17 protein-coding genes are annotated in these 20,936 nt (G+C 49.3%); 3 read left to right on the forward strand and 14 right to left on the reverse strand.

The features are described from left to right. Window positions 1–158 precede the first annotated feature (158 nt). Window positions 159–2,210, forward strand: coding sequence for a glycan biosynthesis hexose transferase WsfD (gene wsfD, locus GOM71_RS19560; protein WP_156284108.1), 2,052 nt, complete (start codon window positions 159–161; stop codon window positions 2,208–2,210). Between the two features lie 86 nt (window positions 2,211–2,296). On the opposite strand, the gene GOM71_RS19565 is transcribed toward wsfD, so the two are convergent. The 4 genes from GOM71_RS19565 to GOM71_RS19575 all read right to left on the reverse strand — a co-directional run bounded on the left by GOM71_RS19565 (window position 2,297) and on the right by GOM71_RS19575 (window position 6,355). After that, window positions 2,297–2,917: a hypothetical protein gene (locus GOM71_RS19565; RefSeq protein ID WP_156284114.1), complete on the reverse strand. Its 621-nt coding sequence runs from the start codon at window positions 2,915–2,917 to the stop codon at window positions 2,297–2,299. A 579-nt stretch (window positions 2,918–3,496) separates the two neighbouring features. Further along, complete coding sequence (locus tag GOM71_RS24755; protein WP_301539651.1) at window positions 3,497–3,619, reverse strand: hypothetical protein; 123 nt, start codon at window positions 3,617–3,619, stop codon at window positions 3,497–3,499. Beyond that, window positions 3,612–4,145 carry a GNAT family N-acetyltransferase gene (locus GOM71_RS19570; protein WP_156284115.1) on the reverse strand — a complete coding sequence of 178 codons (534 nt, stop codon included), beginning with the start codon at window positions 4,143–4,145 and terminating at the stop codon, window positions 3,612–3,614. The genes GOM71_RS24755 and GOM71_RS19570 overlap by 8 nt, the downstream gene beginning before the upstream one ends. A 107-nt stretch (window positions 4,146–4,252) precedes the next feature. Continuing rightward, window positions 4,253–6,355: a transglycosylase domain-containing protein gene (locus GOM71_RS19575; RefSeq protein WP_156284117.1), complete on the reverse strand. Its 2,103-nt coding sequence runs from the start codon at window positions 6,353–6,355 to the stop codon at window positions 4,253–4,255. A gap of 204 nt (window positions 6,356–6,559) precedes the next feature. On the opposite strand from GOM71_RS19575, the gene spoVB reads away from it, so the two are divergent. After that, window positions 6,560–8,107: a stage V sporulation protein B gene (gene spoVB, locus GOM71_RS19580; RefSeq protein ID WP_156284119.1), complete on the forward strand. Its 1,548-nt coding sequence runs from the start codon at window positions 6,560–6,562 to the stop codon at window positions 8,105–8,107. A gap of 66 nt (window positions 8,108–8,173) precedes the next feature. Here the strand turns inward: spoVB and GOM71_RS19585 are convergent, their stop codons facing one another. The 5 genes from GOM71_RS19585 to GOM71_RS19605 are packed head-to-tail and all read right to left on the reverse strand — an operon-like array spanning window position 8,174 to window position 16,065. Then, a complete protein-coding gene (locus tag GOM71_RS19585; protein ID WP_156284121.1) occupies window positions 8,174–9,403 on the reverse strand; it encodes a VWA domain-containing protein in 1,230 nt (409 codons plus the stop codon). Between the two features lie 3 nt (window positions 9,404–9,406). Further along, window positions 9,407–11,755: a DUF5682 family protein gene (locus tag GOM71_RS19590; RefSeq protein WP_156284123.1), complete on the reverse strand. Its 2,349-nt coding sequence runs from the start codon at window positions 11,753–11,755 to the stop codon at window positions 9,407–9,409. Next, the gene (locus GOM71_RS19595; protein WP_156284124.1) at window positions 11,713–12,807 is read right to left on the reverse strand and encodes an ATP-binding protein; all 1,095 of its coding nucleotides are present in this window, start codon (window positions 12,805–12,807) and stop codon (window positions 11,713–11,715) included. Before GOM71_RS19595 ends, GOM71_RS19590 begins: the two co-directional genes overlap by 43 nt. Then, a complete protein-coding gene (locus tag GOM71_RS19600; protein WP_156284125.1) occupies window positions 12,783–14,600 on the reverse strand; it encodes a HEAT repeat domain-containing protein in 1,818 nt (605 codons plus the stop codon). Before GOM71_RS19600 ends, GOM71_RS19595 begins: the two co-directional genes overlap by 25 nt. Before the next feature lie 13 nt (window positions 14,601–14,613). Then, window positions 14,614–16,065, reverse strand: coding sequence for an SWIM zinc finger family protein (locus tag GOM71_RS19605; protein ID WP_156284126.1), 1,452 nt, complete (start codon window positions 16,063–16,065; stop codon window positions 14,614–14,616). Between the two features lie 270 nt (window positions 16,066–16,335). Between GOM71_RS19605 and GOM71_RS19610 the strand changes: the two genes are divergently transcribed. After that, entirely contained in the window at window positions 16,336–17,070 is a 735-nt protein-coding gene (locus GOM71_RS19610; RefSeq protein ID WP_156284128.1) for an EcsC family protein, read from the forward strand. A gap of 90 nt (window positions 17,071–17,160) precedes the next feature. On the opposite strand, the gene GOM71_RS24160 is transcribed toward GOM71_RS19610, so the two are convergent. The 5 genes from GOM71_RS24160 to GOM71_RS19635 form a co-directional block, all read right to left on the reverse strand. After that, window positions 17,161–17,529: a hypothetical protein gene (locus tag GOM71_RS24160; protein WP_216651785.1), complete on the reverse strand. Its 369-nt coding sequence runs from the start codon at window positions 17,527–17,529 to the stop codon at window positions 17,161–17,163. Window positions 17,530–17,840: 311 nt separating this feature from the next. Continuing rightward, window positions 17,841–18,329, reverse strand: a complete 489-nt coding sequence (locus tag GOM71_RS19620) for a hypothetical protein (protein ID WP_216651786.1) — start codon at window positions 18,327–18,329, stop codon at window positions 17,841–17,843. A 265-nt stretch (window positions 18,330–18,594) separates the two neighbouring features. Next, window positions 18,595–18,990 (reverse strand): hypothetical protein, encoded by a 396-nt coding sequence (locus GOM71_RS19625; protein WP_156284133.1) that lies wholly within the window; start codon window positions 18,988–18,990, stop codon window positions 18,595–18,597. A gap of 75 nt (window positions 18,991–19,065) precedes the next feature. Beyond that, a complete protein-coding gene (locus GOM71_RS19630) occupies window positions 19,066–20,274 on the reverse strand; it encodes an MFS transporter (RefSeq protein WP_253944936.1) in 1,209 nt (402 codons plus the stop codon). A 27-nt stretch (window positions 20,275–20,301) separates the two neighbouring features. Beyond that, the gene (locus GOM71_RS19635) at window positions 20,302–20,847 is read right to left on the reverse strand and encodes an OsmC family protein (protein WP_156284135.1); all 546 of its coding nucleotides are present in this window, start codon (window positions 20,845–20,847) and stop codon (window positions 20,302–20,304) included. Window positions 20,848–20,936 lie beyond the last annotated feature (89 nt).

Here is a 20,936-nt window from a genome sequence, read left to right on the forward strand (position 1 = left end):
ATTTCCAGTATTTATAAGTATACAAGCATCTTTTCCTTCCGAAAAGGTCTATTCGAACGAGTTTCAGCTGAACAGGCATCTGTATGTAATGAACTTTTTTGGGGAAAAGTTTGGATTAACAACTTTCATTTAAAGGATATGATTGGATGCCTATACGGATGTTGACACTTTTTCTTTTTATTGCGGCAGCCATATTTTTGTTGATTTATGTTCCGACGCCGATCGGACTTGCCGATAATTCCGATTTTGACAGAACAATAAGGGCGTTTGACCTTACTCCTATCCATCACTTGAAATATTTAACGATGAAAGATACGTATCATATTTCAAATCCGGCCCGAATCTCGCATTACTTTATTCGGATTTTCCTGCCGGTTCAAGACAATCCGGCGAAATACTATTCGACACAATTTATATTTATTAAAATCGCGTTATTTTTCAACGCGATAGCGAACAAGCTGCTCGGCCGCGATCGTACGTTGTTTAACCTGTCATTTCAAACGGCGCAATATATTCTGTTTTATGCTGCCGCGTTGTTCTTATTTATAAAAGAAAACTGGAAACGCCGCCGAGTCGAGGACATCGCCGTTAAAATAGCGTTTGCCTTCATTTTTATGGACTGCGGCTATCTGGTTTATTTCCATTCGTTTTACGGTGAATCAACGACACTTATCTTTTTGCTTTTATCGTTCGTGCTGCTTTTGTATTTAGGCAACAATAATAGCAGTTATTTAGTATATGCCGGATTATTGCTGTCGCTATTTATGTTTTCCGGCTCCAAACCGGCCAACTTCCCTTCCGCATTGCTGCTCTCTGTACCGATCGCCTATTATGCGATCACTCATGAACGATTAAAAAAGAAAATCATCGTTTGCACATCAATCGTTGTCATGCTGCTCGCTTCTTTTCAATACGCGATACAAGCGCCCGAATGGATGGAAAAAGCGACTACGTTTCAATCCGTATTTTTTGGCGTTCTGTACAATAACCCTGCGCCGGAGCAATCAACGAAGGAACTGGGCCTGCCGCCGGAACTGTCCAAACTGGAATCGATTAACGCCTATGCAAGGGCACCCTTGAATCCATACGACATTTACGATTCAAAATTTGAACAATTGTTTTTTGACCGGACAAGCAAAATTAATGTACTTAACTATTATGTATCCCATCCTGCGTTTTTTGCTGAGAAGCTGGATGTAAGCGCCGAAGCGGCTTTGCCTCTAAGGCCTACTTATTTAACAAACGTCGAATTGTCTCGTGAGCAAGCAGATTTACGGTTCGAATTTCGGCTGAATGTATGGGAAAGCGTCAGAAAGCATTTTTCCGGCTTTGCAGCGATATTTATAGCCGTCGTATTTGCTTTGTCTCTTGTGAACATCATCATTAAAATTAGAAAAAAGAACAGTTTGTACACGATCTTATTGAGATTTGCGCTATTGGGAGCTGCTGCGGGACAATTTATCGTACCCATTGTCAGCAACGGAAACGCCGATTTGCAAAAACATATGTTTCTGTTCAATGTACATTTGGATATGCTGATCATCGTGCTGCTGTTGGATAATCTTCAGTTTAAAAACCGAACCTTTCGAGCTGTTGGCTTTACTGCCGTTGCGATATTGGCAGTTTTAAGCTTTTACCAGGGAAAACCGGAAACAATGACGGTTGGCAACATACAGGGAAACCCGATCAAATGGATTGTGATTGAGAAAAAAGACGGCATGATAAAAGTAATCGCCGAAGATGTGTTATTCCGTAGCGCGTTCGATGAAGGCTCTAATGATTATGCGCAAGCGAGCATCCGGCAGCAATTGAATGCCCGCCTGGGGATTTGGTTTACACGGGATGAACGGGAACGCATTCAGAAGGCTCAATACCCTTCCTATTGCAATGAAGAGAACTGGCGGAATGCCGCAAGCGGAGACCGGCCCCTTTACTGGTTCTCACCGATCAAATATGCGTCACAGAATAGTGAACGGGCATATAGGAATCATTATACCGACTATTTAACGCTGCCGACATTAGAGGATGTGGAACAGCTATTTCATTCCTCTAAAACGTCTGCTGTTCTGACAACTGATTATTGGCTCTCTCTCCCTTACTACGGCAGTACAGATAAAGCTCGCATCGTATCTTCCGATTATCAGGCATATCATCGCAAGGTGGATACGAAACTCGGCATACGTCCGGTCATGTGGATTAGTGAAAAATAGAATTGATTTAAAAAAGCGTCGGCAGCCCGACGCTTTTTTAAACGATTTGCGTTAGTGTGATGCGGAACATGATTGACTAGCGGCAATCATAACGGTTCTCCTTTCATTTCTTCAAGTAAACGGACGGTTTCGGTTACGGAATTGCCGATATACGCTAATATCTGTTGTACATCGTAAATCTCTAATGCTGCCGAAGTCACTTCTTCCTCTACTTTGAAGTCATCATTCAATTGCTGCGCTATGAAAGGAATATATTCCGGATACAGCCCTTCAATCGTAACATCATCAATAGCGGGAATTTGTTCAAGCGGCGTTAACGCATAATGGGCAAGCAATCGACTATTTAATCTGTGAAAATCACGATAGCCTTTCTCCACTGCGCTTGTTCTTTCGTATTCAGGCAATGGCTTAATCAGCTTCAAATACATCGTCTCGTACCATAGATTGTCGGCGACAAGATGGCTTAAATAACCGGTAAAAAACGGATCGTCAAAATGCGGCTTGTACGTTTGAATGAACCCCCTGCAATCGATTCGCTTCTTCCCTTCGCTATTGATTTGAACGAAATGCGTTGTATGCTTTGGCGCATAAACGGGATGCGTTAAATCAGGAGCGAGTCCACCCAAATGCAGCCGGATTTCATTAGAACTGTACAGTTGCTTATTCAGCTCATTCGTAATACAGAAATGCATCACTCTAGACCCCATAATTGATCTCTCCCCCCTGATGATTCGAATTCGAACTCCAGCAGCCCCGCAACTAGCAATCGCTTACAATTTCGCCAAGCAATCTCACTTCCCTTCAAGATTCACGTAAAAAGCATAGCTTTCTTAGTCGACTCCCTTGTCGAATGAGAGAGTATATTAGCTTCTGTTCCTTCAATTGGATTTAATTATTGACATTAATAGTTATGGTTATTAACAATCTAAACTTTCGATGGCAACATTTCGACTGCGTGAATACCATGCCGCAAGAAGGCGTAATCTTTGACTCCATTTCGACAAAGGTCAAGGTTCGAGTGATTATATAAATTCAATCCGCTTCCATTTACCTTCTTCAAGCAATTCATAACTATGTTCCTGCCGCATACGAATTGGCCTTATGAGATCCGGTCACAACCATCAAGAGGATCATCCAATGTAATCCAATCTTGTTATCCTCGGCAAAAACTATCAACGAATGATCGGTAAAAATAAAAAGCCAGCCCAAAGGCCGGCTTCACAAGCATACAATTATTTCGCTCCATTTCCCAACAAAATTTGCTCAATCTCTTTATACCCCATTTTTCACCGATTCGTAATCGTCGTGTCCGCGTCCGCATCAATCGTCAGCTTTAACACTTCCAAATAGCATTCGGCACCCGCATATAAAACGGGAACTTTCGCGCGGCCGGAAAGTTTTTTAAGCATCAGCCAAACTCATTTTATTATTCTCTAAAAAGGACTCCCGCTCCACTTGATATAAATCATAGACCGTTTCCTTCTCATTAATCCTCCGATAGATCGACAAGTTATGTTCATTTGCCAGTTTGGCATACGGCAGCTTCTCCATCGCTTTTTTCGATCGAATATTGTGTTTGCGAATTTTCACGTAGACGGTTTCCATCTCATGCTCAAGAAACAATTCCGTAAAAAAAGCTTCCTTCGCTCGTTGGTTATGACCTTTACCAAAGTAAGGCAGCCCAATCCATGTGGCCAAAAAGCCTGTTTTATTCTCAATATCGTATAAATCAATCGTACCTATAGGGTGTCCGGCCTCACTAAGAATCGTTCGGGAAATACATGCCCCTTGCTCCTCTTGGATCATCAATTGTTTCGTAATGAATACATAGTGGTCATAACTTTGGGACTTATAACGTACGTAAGGAAAAATATCCGGATCGCTCATTAACAGATACAGGGAATGGCATTCATGCAAATCCCGTTTTTTTAACATCGTATCTACCACCCTAGTCCTTTTGATTCGCTATTAAGAAAGCAAATTTAGTATATAAAAGGACGTATGGTTTTAGATAAAATCAGCGTTTTGTTTTTGTAAATCTATCAATCATCCTCCTTATTTTCCTCATCTCTTATGCTCTCTTTCCCTTTTCCCTTCTTCTTGTCATCATCATCATCTTCATCTTCATCTTTATCTTTCTTGTTCAGCTTGTTGTTTTTCTTTTCTTCTTTTGCGGACTTATCCTTTTCAGCGTTTTTGTTCTTGTTTTTGTTTTCCTTCTTTTCTTTTTCTGCTTTATCTTTTTGTTTTCCCGCGCCAGGCGCTCTAGGAAAGGCCATAACCGGTTCCTCTTTAAGCGCCTCGCTCATCAGCTTCTGAAATACAGCAGCAGCGGCTTTAGAGGTCGTCGTCAAATAATGGCTGGCATCCGTATGGTCATAACCAAGCCACACCGCACCGACAAGCTGAGGCGTGTACCCGACAAACCAATTGTCCTTCATCCCTTGTCCGCCGGTTCCCGGCATCTCGGTCGTGCCTGTTTTACCGGCTACTTCCCGTCCGGCAATAGCTGCTAAATCGCCCGTTCCTTCCGAGACGACGCCTTCAAGCATCGAAGTCATCGTTCTCGCAACAGCAGGCTCGGTTACTTTAATCGATTCTAGAGGGGCAGTCTCCCCTAACAGCTCCCCTTCAGCGGTTTCAATCCGAGTAATGGCGTGAGCTTCCATTCGAATGCCGTCATTGGCGAAAACGCCAAACGCTTCAGCCATAGCAAGCGGTGAAACGCCTTCGTGCAGGCCGCCCAGAGCCAGCCCCAGCGTGCGATCGGAATCCGTAAGCTCGATGCCGAAGCGATTAGCCGCTTCCATGCCGGTATCGATGCCGATCTCATTTAACAGCTTAACAGCAGGTACATTATAAGAATGGATGACGGATTCATAAATCGAGACCTCGCCGTGATAGCTTCCGCCGGCATTTCGAGGCTGGTAGCCGTTAAAGTTAACCGGTTCATCGACAATCGTATCCTCCGGCGTGTATCCGCGCTCTAATGCCGGGGTGTATACCGAAATGGGCTTCATTGTCGATCCGGGTTGACGCTTGAGCTGAACGGCACGGTTAAACGAACGAAAAGGCTGTTCACCCCTGCCCCCAATTAACGCTCGTATTCCTCCATCTCGAGGGTCAACCAGAATCGCACCGCTTTGTATGAGTTGATCGGAGCTGCTTTCCGGGAAATTGCTTTCCTGCGCATAAACGCGCTCAGCAGCTTCTTGCATAACGGGATCAAGAGTCGTATAGATCTGAAGCCCGCCGTGGAGTACTTCATTTTGCGTGAGTCCAAATTTCTCCCCAGCTTCTCGGATCATCTGATCCACATAATAAGGATATTTAATCCCGTCGCTTACGGCTGGCTTCGCACTTAAAATTTGAAGCGGCTCATGAACAGCTGCCGTGTAGGCTTCTTGATCAATCTTCCCTTGATCTTGCATCAGCTTCAGTACGACATTTCTGCGAGCTTTCGCTTCTTCCTGGTGCCGGTAGGGCGAAAGCGCAGACGGCGCTTTAACAATTCCAGACAGCAGCGCTGATTGCGCGAGTGAAAGCTCGTCGACCGGAACGCCAAAATAGATTTCGGCTGCTTTCTGAATTCCCCATGCTCCCTCTCCAAAATAAATCTGGTTCAAATAGAACGTCATAATTTGCTGTTTGTCGAAGCTTTTTTCGATTTTTTGAGCGAGCAGAAGCTCCTTCCATTTCCTCGTCCAGGTACGTTCCTGCGTTAGAAAAACATTTTTAGCCAGTTGCTGTGTTATCGTGCTTGCTCCTTGTACCGTTCTGCCGCTCGTCAAATTGGTTAGCAGCGCCCGGCTTATACTTTGCAGATCCGTGCCGCTATGTTCGAAAAAACGCTTATCCTCAACAGCGACAATGGCCTCGACCAGATGTTCCGGCAAGTCGCCGTAACTTACGGCTTCGGATTTTTTAGGCGAAATGCGAATCGCTTCCTCGTTGTTACGATCATAAATAATAGTCGCTGCGGGAAGCGGCTCATCGAGCTGTGAAACATCTTGCCTGGCAACAAGCAAATTGAAACAAACGACACAAACCGCCGCAAGTAAAATACCGCTAATAATGACAACGAGGACAGCCTTATTCCAGACTGGCCCTTTATTTATTTTTCTCCGTTGGGTGAATGATGCCATGCTGCTTCCTCCAAGCCTTATTCCTCATCCTTTTGACTTGTATAATAGTTCGCTCGAAAGGCCCTTTTTCTGTACGTTTGGAAGAAAAGAATAATTTTACAGCCTGCGCGGCGCGCGATGCGCTGACCTGCCGGTCCGGCTTGTTCGCATGCTTTTCCAAACGATGAATACACATAAGTATTCCGTGTTTCTCAGGAGGAAGGTATGAGCCACCCGAAATCTTCATTTATGAAAGGCACGTTAGTGTTGTCGGCTGCCGCATTCATTAACCGTATTCTCGGTTTTATAAGCGGCATGTACATTGCCCGCGCGCTGGGCGCAGAAGGCATTGGCCTGTTGATGATGGCGCACCCGCTCGTTCCGCTCGTCATTACGATTACCGAATTGGGGTTGCCCGTTGCAATCTCCAAACTAGTCGCCGAAGCGAATGAACAAGGCAATCGCGAAAAAATCCGCAGGATTCTGCATGTTTCTCTCGCGATCACATCTGTCTTAAGCATTACGCTCACAACCTTTTCGCTGCTGTTCTCGGAATGGATTGCCTCCATTCTGCTTAGTGATCAGCGGGCCTATTATGCGATGCTGGCTATTACGCCAATTGCACCGATCGTAGCGATATCCGCGGTGCTAAAAGGCTACTTCCGGGGCATGCAGCAAATGAAGGCAATTGCCGCTTCGGATGTGCTTGAGCATACGGTGCAAATCGCTTGCGTTCTAGCTCTAGTGCATCTGCTCCTCCCATACGGCGTCGCTTATGCAGCCGCTGGAGCGATGGCGGCTTCTGTCGTTAGCGAAATGATCAGTCTGCTTTTCTTAGCTGCCAGCTATAAGCTCTACGGTGAGCGAAGAGCTGCTGGCGAGACATGGAAAAGCCATTTGAAGCATGGAAGAAGCACATTAGGCGAGCTGCTGCATCTTGGATTGCCTAATGCCGGTCAAGGCGTCATTCATTCGTTGTACAGCGCCTTCCAGCCGCTTCTGATTACAACCAGCTTAGCACTCGCCGGAATCGGAACAGCCATGGCGACCAAGCAATTTGGTTTACTGGCCGGCTATACATTCCCGCTGCTGTTTATGCCAAGCTTCATTACGAACTCCTTGTCTACCGCTCTTGTCCCGGCCATCAGCGAAGCCGCCGCCAGCAAAAACAGCCTGCTCATTCATGAGCGAATGAATCAAGCGATGATCGCCGGCCTGCTGATCGGAGCACCGGCTACCGTTATCTTGTTTCAGTGGGCAACGCCGCTGACATCCATCATTTACAATGCGCCGGAAGCAGGCTTGCTGCTCCAAATTTTAGCTCCGATGTTTTTCTTCCATTACTTCGATGCTCCGCTTCACGCCATACTTTTCGGACTTGGCCGGACCAATGCGGTCATGTGGAATTTTGTGTTATCGACTGCCTTTAAGGCGGTATCGATTTTCGTATTCGGCAGCCAATTCGGCATCGTCGGCGTGGCGTTCGGCATCGGCTTTGGCATGGTGCTGCAAATGCTGCTTAACTTTTTCTCAATCTCTAGCTCAATCGGTTTTTATTTCCGGTTAGAGCCTTATGTAAAAGTAGGCTTAAGCATGATCTTGATGGCGCTGTGCGGACGATGGACGATGAATTATTTGATCGATCAGGGCTGGACGATGGTTTGGAGTACGGTCGCTTCCATTGTAGTTTCGATGCTGTTTTACTTCAGCTTGCTCCTGCTGACGAATACGATTAATTGGAGAAGCTTTCGCCGGATCATTCCGGCCGCTTAATTCACAACGACAAAAAGGGGCAAAAGATGCAATGCTGCAATCTTTTGCCCCTTTTACTATTGCGAACTAACCCTTCCCTTTCTGCCCCATCCGTTCAGCCAGCTGCAGCAAATCCATCCCTTTGAGCGCACCTTCGATGAGCTCCGGAAGCCGGTCCGGCGTACATCCGAAGCAAGGGATCCCATAATGAGCCAGCTTTTTAGCGACCGATTCATCATAAGACGGGACGCCGTCATCGGATAAGGCGAGCAGGCAAATCGTTTTGACGCCCGATTCATGCATCTCTCTTAACCGACGGATCATTTCGGTCCGATTGCCGCCCTCATAAAGATCGGAGACGAGAATAAAGATCGATTTCTTCGGTTCCGTGATGAACGGCTCACAGTAAATAAGCGATTTATTAATGTCCGTACCGCCGCCAAGCTGAATGCCAAACAGCATATCGACTGGATCATCGGCGCACTGCTCGCTCAAATCGACTACCTCGGTATCGAACGCAATCACTCGTGTTTCTAGTGAGGGCATACTCGCAAAGATCGAGCCGACAAGCGAGGCATAAATGACAGAGCTGGCCATCGAGCCGCTCTGATCAATATCGAGAATAACCGTCCATTCCTTGCTTTTGCGGGCTTTATCGAAAAAGTATACCTTCTCCGGAATGATGAGGTTGCGGTCACGATCGTAATGCTTCAAGTTTTTGCGAATGGTCGTGCCCCAATCCAGTCCGCTTATGGAAGGCAATGGCGAATGCTGTCTGCGGTTCAAGGCGCCGGTAACCGCTCGGGTCAGATCCTGTTCAAGCCGCTTCATCATTTCGTCCACGACTTCACGGACAAGCACCCTTGCCGTCTCTTTCGTCCGTTCCGGAATTTGTCCACGCAGCGACATTAAGGTTGCGACCATGCCGATATCCGGCTTCACCTGCGACAGAAGCTCCGGCTCGAACAACAGCTGGGTAAGCCCTTTTCGTTCCACCGCATCGGATTGAATGACCGATACGATATCCGGCGGGAAGAAGCTCCTCACATCCCCCAGCCATTTAGCCAGCTTTGGCGAAGAGGAGCCCAGCCCAGCCGATTTCCCTTTTGACAGATTAGGGCTGCTTTTGCTTGCCGCACCTGCCCCGCCGCCTTCGGTTCCATCATAAATCGCAGCCAATGCCTCATCCATCAGCCGATCCGCATCGCTTAATTGTAAACCGCCTTGAATTCCGCCTGCGCCATGCAGGTTTTGCTCGGCAGCGGCTCCCAATATAAGCCTCCATCTTCTGAGTTGCTCCTGATCGATCGTCGTCATAGGCTATAAATCTCCAAAATCGAAGTCGTTAAGCTCATTCAGCCGCTCCTTCTCTTCATCGTTTAGCGGCCGCTGCAGCGCTTCGCCTGCTGTCTCTGCGCCTGCGCCCCATAAATCGCCAAGCAGCTCGGCAATCGCCGCTTTCTCACGAGGTTCAAACCCGCCGAAAGCCCGCCGCAAAAAGACGAGCGACCGTTTGAACGGCTCTTCCTCAAGCGAATGCACGTAAGCATCAAGCTGCCGCCATAAGTAGTTCCGCGATAGAAGCGCGTAACGGTTGCGCATCGACATCCCTTCAAACCAGCCCGCGCCGATATCGGCAGGAATGCCGGGCGAAAGACGCCGCGACACTTCACGCGCGCATTCGTCTTCGCCAGCTTCATTTTTCTCCAGCATAATCGAAAATGCGTAGCCCGAAAGCTTGGCGTTCCGATCGTCGCGTTCAGCAAGTTCCTTCAGCTTAGCCGTCCACAGCTGCTCATCTAACTGTTCGTAGTGCTGCTCGGCCGCTGTATTCATCATGTGAATAGCAGTAATCATCGCGGCAGCCGCATCGTCGTTGCAGCCAGCCGCATTCTGCAGCATTAGTGTCCCGTGTAAAAACAGCTGCTGCATAATCGGTACCAGCTCATCCGTATCGATGTTTCGGATCGAGCCGTACTGCAGCAGCACAGACAGCTCTTGAATCGTTTCCGCGATTTGCTCAAAGCTGCCCGCATCTACAGCGAGACGTTGAAGAGCGCTCGTTGCCTGCCCCATCACCTGCGGCAGCCCGCACTCGCATGATTTGCGGATCAGCTTGGCTGCATCCGTAATATTATCGCATGCGAGCAGCTCCTCATGAATGGCATAAGCGGCCGCAAGCTCAACGGTCTCCCCTTTTAAGGTCGACTCTACCGTTTCGATCTCCGCTTCCGGCGACCATTGCAGCACCCAATGCTCCGCCCATGTCGCATCCGCCTGGCTGACGCGCTGCTTGCGCGCAAAACGAATGCCCAACGCCTCTAAGCGGTGCAAAAAGACGGAACGGTTTAAGTCCAAAAAAGCGGCTTCCTCGGATTTGACTCTTCGGTTTTCCCTCAAATCAAGCTCCAATCCGGTCGCGACAAGCGTTTTGTATTTTTCAAGCTTTAGTCGTTTCAGTTCACGATTCAAATCATCTTGAACGGGCGTTTGGCTGACGCCCTCAGGAAGGCTGCCGATTGCGGTGCCGATATCCACTCGGGCAAGCGCTTCGGCCACAGTTGAAAGCTCCCCGAAGCCGAATAGCACAGTCGCCGCATCCCGCAAGTCTTTCCAAGTCGGCTGTACGCCTCCATGCATCGATGCCAGCGCCTCCGCCAGCCGAACGGCCTCAATAACAGACGCGGTTGAACGCCATGTGCCTTGCTCGCGCATACAGGCAGCGACAGAAGACAAATATAAGGCCGGCAGCTCGCTCATTTCCCCCTGCTTCATGCACTGCCATAGCAGCGTAAAGTACGCTGGCGCTTGATTTCCTGCCCCGTAGCCGGAGTGGGACGACAATTTATAATAGGAATAAGGCATCAGCGTCATTTTCGCCGGCACTCTCGGCAGCTTCTTCAGCTCGGCGTCTGTCATTACCGGCAGGTGTAACGAAAGCGCCGCAGTATGATGGGCGCCGCTTACGACGACGATTTTATCCGCTGCATGGCCTGAATGAATCGTCTCTTTTATTTTCCGGCGCATATAAGCTTCGCGAATTTCATTGTACGCAAATGCCCTTGGCGTCAGCCTTTGCTCATCATCCTCCGTCAATAACCGCATCTCCGCCGCATAATGGTAAATGCTGCTGCGATACGTGTCCGAATGCAGATGATGCTCAAAATGGCGTTCCCAATACGCTTCATAATCCGGTTCTCCGGACAGTTCGGCAATCCGCGAATACAAGTCTGTCGGCTTCTCCGCTTCCTTTGTATCGCCTTCCAGGCTGACAGACTGCCAGTCATACCTCGAGTCCGCCAGCGCCAACGATACTTCGGTCGGCAAGTCGATAAACTCTGCATGGCTGCCATTCCATCTAGCCCATTGAAGCGCTTGATATTCAGGCGAATAGTCGGCAAACGGGTACAAAACGGTGCGTACAGGAAGCCGGTCGGTGTAGGCAAGCATCGCAATCGGCGGCACAACGCCGCGTGCTGTCAGCTGTTCCGCCAGAATGCCGGCATCGCTGGGACCTTCAATCAATACCGCCGTCGGCTTTATATCCTCAAGCAGCGCCAGCAGATGATAGGAGCCTGCCGGAGACAAATGCCTGACGCCGAAATAATGAGGCCTGCGGTCATCGGTCAACCGTTCATCTCCTTGCAAGCGTTGTATAGGCTTCGCCATGACGCCCCCCGTTTTTTCATAATATTGTCGAGATACTCCTTCCACACCTGCTGGTCCTTCGTATCGTCTTTCACAATCGCGCCCTGCAGTCCTGCCGCAATATCTTCATCGGTCAGCTGGCCGCTGCCAAAGCTGCCGGCAAGCGCCATGCTGCCGGTAAGCAGCGAGATCGCCTCTGCCGTTGAGATGACGCCGCTAGGCGATTTCAGCTTTTCTTTGCCGTCCAGCGTCAAGCCGCTGCGCAGCTCGCGGAAGATCGTCACCACTTTAGCAATGGCTTCGTCATCCGGCTGTGATGCCTGAAGCTCATATCTGGCTGAGATTTCACTTACCCGCCGGCGCACAATGTCCACTTCCGTTTCAAGACTTGAAGGGGCTGGAAGAACGAGAATATTAAACCGGCGCTTCAATGCGGCGGACATTTCATTAACGCCGCGGTCACGCGTGTTGGCCGTCGCAATGATCGAGAAGCCCCGTTCAGCGGGTACTTCCCGTCCCAGCTCCGGAATTGAGATCGTCTTCTCGGACAATATCGAAATAAGCGCATCCTGCACCTCGGAGGCACAGCGCGATATTTCTTCAAAGCGCGCAATGCCCCCTCCTTCCATCGCGCGAAGAATCGGGCTGCGAATGAGCGCCTGATCGGAAGGCCCTTGCGCCAGCAGCAGCGCATAGTTCCACGAGTAGCGGACATGCTCTTCGCTAGTGCCGGCTGTCCCTTGAACAACCTTGGATGAATCGCCATGTATCGCGGCCGTCAAATTTTCGGAAAGCCACGATTTCGCTGTTCCCGGTTCGCCAATCAAGAGGAGCGCCCGATCCGTCAGCAAAGTGGCTATAGCCATTTCAACCAGCCGCTTATTTCCGATATATTTCGGAGTAATATCCATCCTACCCGCTTTGCCTCCGGTAATGAATGTAAGCACGGCTTTCGGAGACAGCTGCCAGCCGGAAGGCTTGGCATTGTCCTTGTCGCTTGCTTTTAACGCTTCCAGCTCACGCGCATACAACTGCTCCGCTGGCAGCCTTAGTACATTTTGTTTTTGATCCATGACCATACTCCTTTTGCACCCTCCTCAGCCGGTTCGTCCGGCAAAGCTTCCAGCGCCTCGACGATTTCCAGCAGCTCATTTTTTACCGTTTCGTTACTGACCGTTTCTGCAAATGCGCGCAGCCGCGGCGCGTATGTTTTTGGCAACGATGCGAACACGGTTCTCATCCGCCAATCGATGTAATAGAACGAGCGGGAAAATTTCTGTTCCAGCAGTCCCATAAACAATTCAGGAGCATCCTTATATCCGATTCGGAATAAGGTCAGCAGCACATTTTGCGTTTGATATTCGTTCACCCGAGAGCCGGTTTTCAGCTTGGAGACAAGATATGCCGTTATACTGCGGTCATCCTGCTGCGTGAAAGAACAAACCAGATCGGTTAAATCCTGCTCCGCAAAAACGTTCGTCCACCGCGAATCCCAAGCATCAGCGGGCACAACAGCGGTGTAATCGTCATTGTCATCGGCATCCGCCAGCTGCTCATGGACGATTTGCCGCAGAGCGGCCTGAAGCCGCTTTGCCGCACCGTTCCTTCCTTTTAGCGCACCTGCATATCGGTCATACAGCTCAGGAGGCGACAAGCGTTTAAAGGCAGACCGGAAGCTATAGCCGATGAACTTGCCTTTGTACGCGGAATGAAGGCCGATGGCGAAACGGTCGGCCGGCTCTGAGTTTAGCTCCAGCAGCATCTCTGCTGCTGTCTCTTGCACTGCTTCCGTTTCCGAAGCCATAAATTCATCCGTCGACAGCAGCCTGCCGAGCAAGGCGAAGGCTTCTTCAGCAAGCGGCTCTCCTTTCTCTCTTAAACAGCGGAGGTCATTGTGCAGCTGCTGCAGCGCACTCGCCTTCTCCTTGCCCTCGCTATTCAAATAGCAGTTCAGTTGTTGTTCCGCATGTTCGATGATCCGTTTATGCAGGTTAAGCTCCTTGCACTTCCGAATCGGATCGATAACGAGCTCAGCATCCTTGGATAGGACTGCCTCAAATAAACGTTCAACGCATAACGGAGTAGCCAAGCGTGAAAGCGCATAATACGCGGCTTCTCGTATTTCTTTTCTTTTCTCGCGGCTCTGTTCCAGCAAAAAGGGTTCCTGTCCGTCATAGCCGCCAAGCAGTTCAATAGCTGCCGCCTTAAGATCAGGCGAGCCGGAGGATCCTGCTTCAATTAACAGCTCAAGCGCATTCTCTCCTAGACAGCTATGAAGAAACTGCAGTCTTCTCGCAGCGCCCTTTCCGCCTTGAAGATCGAGCTGCCCGCGAACGGCTGGAACCGCAGCAGGCCCGAACTCGGGAAGCAGTTTATGCTGTACAAAATCCTGAATTTCGGAGTATACGTCATCAAGCGCGCGGCAAATGGCGGGCAGCGCCCGGAGATCCAAGAAGCTTCGATCTTCATAAGCCTGCCTGATTTGCTCTAACCGGCCGGCGCCTTTTGTCGTCAGCGCTTCCAGCAGCGGATGAAGTCTCCGGTATGTAACCTCTGTTGATAATCCGGAGTTCAAGCTGTCCAGCTTCTGCTGCTCGCCGGAAACGTCTGTTTTGCCTTGCGTATGAAGGATCGCGCTAAGAAGCGTTGAAAGCTCCAGTAGCTTTATGGCGCTATCCGTACGAGGCGCCGTTAGGAGTCCTTCTGCCGAGTCTGCCAGTCGGCTGAAAATCGGTGCAGCTTCTCCCGCTTTTCGCAACGAAGGCAGCAGCTTCGAGAGCCGCAAATCGCCTTCAGCCAAAGCGCTGCCGGCGACAAACAAACGGCGAACCTCCCGCTGTAAATCCAGCAATAACTCTACGCTCATAGGTGTCCCCCCTCTAATACAGCAGCCGGACAATCCGGCTGTCCGTAATGATGCTCATCGGCTGGACGGAAAGTCTTCCGCTGTCTGCATCATGCTGAAACATGACCAGTGCAGCTTGATTTTCCAGTTCTTCTGCAGGCAATAGCGGAAATAAGGACTCTGCCCGGACCGGCGTCTCGATAACATTGGCCGACACAGGAAGCGGCTTGCCCTGCGCATCCCGGAATACGAGGCCGTCTCCTGCCCGTTCGAGCGCTGTAAATGCAATAAGAACAACGGGATTGCGGTCGGCAAGCGGATTTTTTATGACGGTTTTTACCTGTTTAATGACATCCGGGTATGATGCGGCTGCGAACTGTTTCACCGTCTTGTAGTCCTGGCTGTTTGGGTCTCGGTAACTGTTTTTTTCCCAGCGCACTCTAGCATTAAGTTCACCCGGGTATTGGAAAAGTTCTTCCGTTTGAACGACCGCATGAACGGTATCCTCTTCCTTGATCGCCTTTGCGGCTCGAAACGGCCGCAGATGACGGGTCGCATGTATGGTGCCGTCCTGTAGATCCGCCCACCAGCCGGCATCTGCATATTCTCCCTTTGCTTGATCCGTATAGGATAAGAAGGATAGCTGCAGAAGCTCCGCCGATGGCTTCGTTCGGCCATACTCTTTCAGCTCCGCCAGCTGCCAAGCATGTCCTAGCAGCTCCTCTAACGCCGTTTCCGTTTCCATCGGCATATCGGGATCGGCAATGCGCCGTTCAAGATAGCTTCTGCCCTTCTTCACTAGCGAGTGAAGTCGAATCAATTGCTGAATCGCTTGTGTATAGACCTCTTCTTTGTTCTCCTCTTCGTTCAGCAGTCCGATAAGCCGCCTTAATTCCGCCTGTACGCCTGGAATATAATAATTGCCAAGCTCTTTCGCCTGTTCTTCAAACAGCTGAACAGATTTTTTGTTCAGGCTGCCAAGTCCGGACTGTACCGTCTGCAGCACCAGCTTCTCCAGCAGGGTAAGGCCATCCAGCTGCGCTTTCATTTTCTTCGTAAGCGTTGATCTATTAACCTTCCGTTTCGCCGGACTTGCACCGTTGGCCGCAGCCGCCTCCGCTTCCTTCTTCTTCTCTTCCCGCTTCTCCGATTTATCCCGCTTCTCTGCGATGTCGGGAGGCATTTCAGCCTGCTCAAACGGCTTGCCCATCGCGCATGCGTACATTAAGCCAAGCGTGTGCTTACAGGGAAACTGCCGGCTTGGACAGGAACAGCGTGACAATGGACTATTCGGCTGAATAAAATCGACCGAACAGCGATAAGGGTCCTTGCCGCTGCCCTTGCATTCGCCAAACAGCAAGGTTCCGTCTGCCGTTATGCGAAGGACAGGAAAGCTGTTCTTTTTGACCAAATCCCGGCCGTTTTTCATCGCTCCCGCATTAGGAGCCAAACTATCAATATATGATTCCGTTAAGGAAATCACCATCTGTCTCAAAATCTCCTTCCGTTAAAATTTCACCATTCTATCTTTATGAACACAAAGGAACATTCATGTTCAAAAAGCAAATACAGCCAACTATGACGACGAATGCAGTATTTGGACGAATCCGCTGACAACGGTAGGTCTCGTCCAAGAATGATCCGAATGAACGATCATCCTCGACCATGGTCGAGTGCTGTCACCTGCCGAAGTCGGTACCGGATCGCTGCGCTTTTCGATACAATGAAACAAAGTGTGCTGGAGGAGCGATTGGCCATGAGTTACGAACAGATTGTCATCCAAGAAATTTACATATGGGAGCGCCGGTTACTTAAGCCGCCCGGATTTATCGAGCGAACATCCAAGACGATTGGGACAAAAATCAATAACATTATCCCTCAAAAAATGCATGACGCCATTACAGCAACCATCAAATCGATCGTGCAAACTGCATTGTTTGGTGCAGAGTATACCCCTCTGAGACCGGTACAGACGCTTCCGCTCGAGCTTGCCGATCAAGATGCGAAACGGTTGATGTCTTTATATCAAAAAATCGCGACTGCCGAGGGAGCAGGAACCGGCGCAGGCGGAATTGTGCTAAACCTCGTAGACTTCCCCGCTCTAATCGCGATTAAAATGAAATTTTTGTTTGAGCTGGCTCATCAATACGGGTATGACACAAAGCGCTTTTCCGAGCGTGTTTTCATCCTTAACGTATTCCAACTTGCATTCTCAAGCAATGATAAGCGTACTAAGCTATTAGATACCATGAAGCGCTGGGATGCTGAGATGGAACTGTGGAGCTCGGATGCCGAGTACTCCAAGCATATCGACTGGGAAACCTTTCAGAAGGAATATCGCGATGCGATCGACTTTCGGAAAATGCTGCAGATGGTCCCGGGCATTGGAGCGGTGGCTGGCGCTTGGGCCAATTACACCATTCTCGAGGAGCTGGGTGAAACCGCATGCAACGCTTATCGTTTGCGAAGATTGAATGATAGAAGATTGTGAATATTGAAGAAAACCGCTCCCTTTGATTGAGGGAACGGTTTGATGCGCGTCTCTTTATGCAGTTTTCTTTAGAAAGTTAGAGTTGAAAAATCATCCTATTCTCCGCACTGTAAACGCGGCGTTGGATACGTCGACTTCTTGACCTACGAACAAGCTGGACATACGGACGTCAAGGACATCGTTCGCTGATAGATTCAAAATATACGTTCCTGAAATACTGACAAAGAAGGTTGAAAAGCCGGTATCCGCAGACACAACTGACGTGTCGGTTTGTGTAATAAATTCTGGCGAATTGTTAATATATAGAATGCTTTCCCCAATGCGATTACGATCCACAGCAATTTCATAACTAATTGATATTTTGTACACACCGTCCTGCGAAATCGTAATCGAATCGTTCGCAAGATCTACACTGGCGTTGATCGCAGTCCCTGGCGTGGTGAAATCAATTTTTGTCACAACGCTACCAATAGCCTGGCTAAAACTCGAATTATACAACGATGCAATCACAAGCACCAAGCTTGGTCCGGCATTACCTGTCGGCCCTCTTTCTCCAGTTGGCCCTGCGGTTCCTATCGGACCAGGAGGGCCTGTTAATCCTGTCAGTCCTGTTGGCCCTGTCGGTCCGGTCGGTCCTGTAAGCCCGGTCGGCCCAATCGGTCCAGCCGGCCCAGCAAGCCCGGTCGGTCCTGTAAGCCCGGTGTATCCCGTAATCCCAAGTCCATCCATAAGCAACACTCCCTCTGCTGCCGTTTTTCTGCAACATTGGATTAACCGATCCGGTTAATCGTAAATGCTGAATTGAATACCTCTATCGTTCGATTCAAAGAGTTGCATCTCACACGGGCATCGATTACATCATTTGCCTCCAAACTAAGCTGAATCGTCTTGGATGCATTAAAGATGAGCGTGATAGATGTCCCGACGACTACTGAAGTTGCCAATTCGATTATAGAACTGTCTACGCGGCTGTTATTTAAAAAGATAGAGCCAATTCCAACCTCTCCCCCCTCCGTTTGAAACTCGATGCTTAAAGAGAGTTCATAAATGCCGGTTTGATTAATCGTTATTGTATCATTGGCTGAGTCTATTACCGTATCCACAGCAGGCCCGTCAATGTCAAACGTGAGTATAGAATCCACTACGGAAAACGGCACGACCTGCAATGTGTTTTTGTACATCGCGCCAAATGCCGGCGTTACTCCTGTTCCAACCGGCCCCGTTAATCCCATTGGGCCCGTTAGTCCCATAGGACCCATCGGCCCTGGTGGTCCTGTTAATCCCGTCAGTCCTCTTGGACCTGTAGGTCCCGTCGGACCAGTGAGGCCGGTTGCCCCAATTGGCCCTACTGGGCCTGTGGGGCCGGTTGGTCCTGTAGGACCTGTAATGCCAGTAAATCCAGTTTCCCCCATCGCTGTATTGCTCCTTTCTATGTGACAAGCTCTCTCTACAAATATATGAGAAGGAGACGTGAAAGGCGCAGCTGAAAGAACCCATCTTTTCCTACAGCAGTTTCATGTTCGTTCATTGATGATGAACAGAGTGGCTGCGAGTGACACTGATGATGCTTTGATATAATTCTGAACCTTTGTTGTATGCTATTACAACAAAATGATCATGAATCGATTCCTTTTCATTGTAGCTCCAGACACAAGCCCAATTATTTTTTAATCCAGAATGATCGCAAATGAGCTTGCGTTCGGACCACTGCTGCGTCCCTGTCGGTACTCGCCACACTTTAACTCTATCGGCATTCGTTGTCGTAATCCGAATTATCATTTCACCCTTTCCCTCCGGAATATACGTCCAATTCCCTTTGGAGGCAGGTATCGTTTCAATTGTAAAGCTCGGCTCATCGAACGTGGTCGAAGACAAAATCGAACTAAGCAATACAATAAAACGAAATAGGTGTCTTATCATTCGTACCCCTCCTAGTCGTAATATGCCCCAATTGCATCTATCAAGCACCTTTATTCCAATAAAAAAAAGCCGCAGTTACGCGACTCTTCTTGCGCCATTTGGCTTGTCGATAATATTGCCCTTCACATACCATGCTGCGCCTAGCAGCACGATGCCCGTCAGGAGAAAAACGAACGGAATGCCGGTCCATCCGCCAAGGAAGCCGCCGAGCAGCGGTCCGACAACGATCCCAAATTGACTCGCTGATTGGCTGAGACTGACCGCCCTGCCTCGAAAATTCGGATCTGCGTATTTGATAATTAGCGCATTTAGCGCAGGGTATACCGCAGCGAAAAACAAACCGTAACTGAACCGCAAAATGCCAAATACTGCGAGATTATATGCAACCAGCTGCAGCAGATTGCCAATGCCGCCGCCCAGCAAACCGATAAGCAGCGTTTTTTCGTAGCCGATCCGCCCGCCGATTTTCCCCCAACGCGGCCCCATAATCACCGTTGCGATTCCGATCGCTGAGAATACGATGCCTGAGCTTAACGCCGCCGTTTTCACCGCGCCGCCTAACTGGACGACATAGATCGTTAACAGCGGTTCAATAATTAGTACGGAAGTCGACACGAGCAGAATCAGACCGTATAGCGGCAATAGCCTCGGATTCGAACCGGCTTTTTTGATGTCATTTAATAGGCTTGAATTCGATTCCGGCTTACGCTCAAGCACTTCTTTGACGCCAAATACGATCGCGGCCGAGATCAGCGTAATGATGCCGGAAGCGATGAAACACCCGCGCAATCCGACCCACTGGCTCAATATGCCGCCGGCAAGCGGACCCAGAATACCTCCGGCCGCTGTCGAAGTTGAAATGACGCCAAGCGCGTATCCGACATGTTTCTCCGGCGTATTGGCGCCAACCAGCGTGATGGCAGCCGGGCTGAAGCCTGCCATAAATCCTTGAAAAATCCGAACAGCCATAAAAGTGAACGGGTCTTGTACAAAATAATTGAGAAAATGCGCCGCGGCAAGTCCCGCGCCTGAGCGGATCAGCATCAGCTTGCTGCCGTATTTGTCGGACAGAGAACCCCAAAAAGGAGCGCAAAGTCCGCTTATGAGAAAGCTGATAGAAATGGAAATGCCGGACCATGCTTCCAATCCGTTCTCAATCCCTAAATCATTGTTCAGAAACAAAGGGAAAAACGGAACCGAAAGCGTAAATGCCATATGGTTAAAAAATAAACCGAGCCAAACAATATACAGATTTCGCTTCCAATGCAGCATGGTGTCATTCATAGCCGGAACCGGTTCAGCTCCCTGTTCCTAAGAGGTTTGAGCTGCTGAGCGGCTGGTCACCAATAGTCCCTCTATTTGCTGAGGGTTTTTCAACAGATTGAAAATCGGGCAAACCCGTTCAATCGCTTCATGAAGCTCTTGCAGCGCTTCCTCGGATTCATCCGAGTCAATAATTAGCTTATAACGAATGTTGTGAGGATAAAGGGGCACCTCCTCGTAGCCTGGTCGGCCAGCCAGCGTGTGCATCTCACCTTCTACCTCTACTTCCAGCGACCGGATTGAAAGTTGCCTGTCTGCCGCCTGAATCAAAGCGATATGCGTAATGCAGCTGCCGAGCACGCCGAGCTGCAGCTCTGGCGACGATGGACCTAGATTATAGCCTGCATAGTCCGGCGGACTGTCGCTAATAACTTGAAAATCACGTATACGAATTTCCCGTACGCCGCTGCGCCCAGCTGCTTTAACTTTCGCTCCTAATTTTGTTCTGGCTTGGTCTGGATTTGTATTCGCTTTAGCAATTCGGTCATGCAGCGACTCCCGCTTCTGTTGTAAATATTCGTTTAAGTTACCCATATATCGTTTGTCTCCTTCCAATATGCCGGATCAAATTCGATAAATCCCATGTATGAAGTGGGTTATCAATACTATAGGGTACTTAAACG

This window comes from Paenibacillus sp. NEAU-GSW1 (assembly GCF_009737085.1).
In the GTDB taxonomy this organism is placed as follows: domain Bacteria; phylum Bacillota; class Bacilli; order Paenibacillales; family Paenibacillaceae; genus Pristimantibacillus.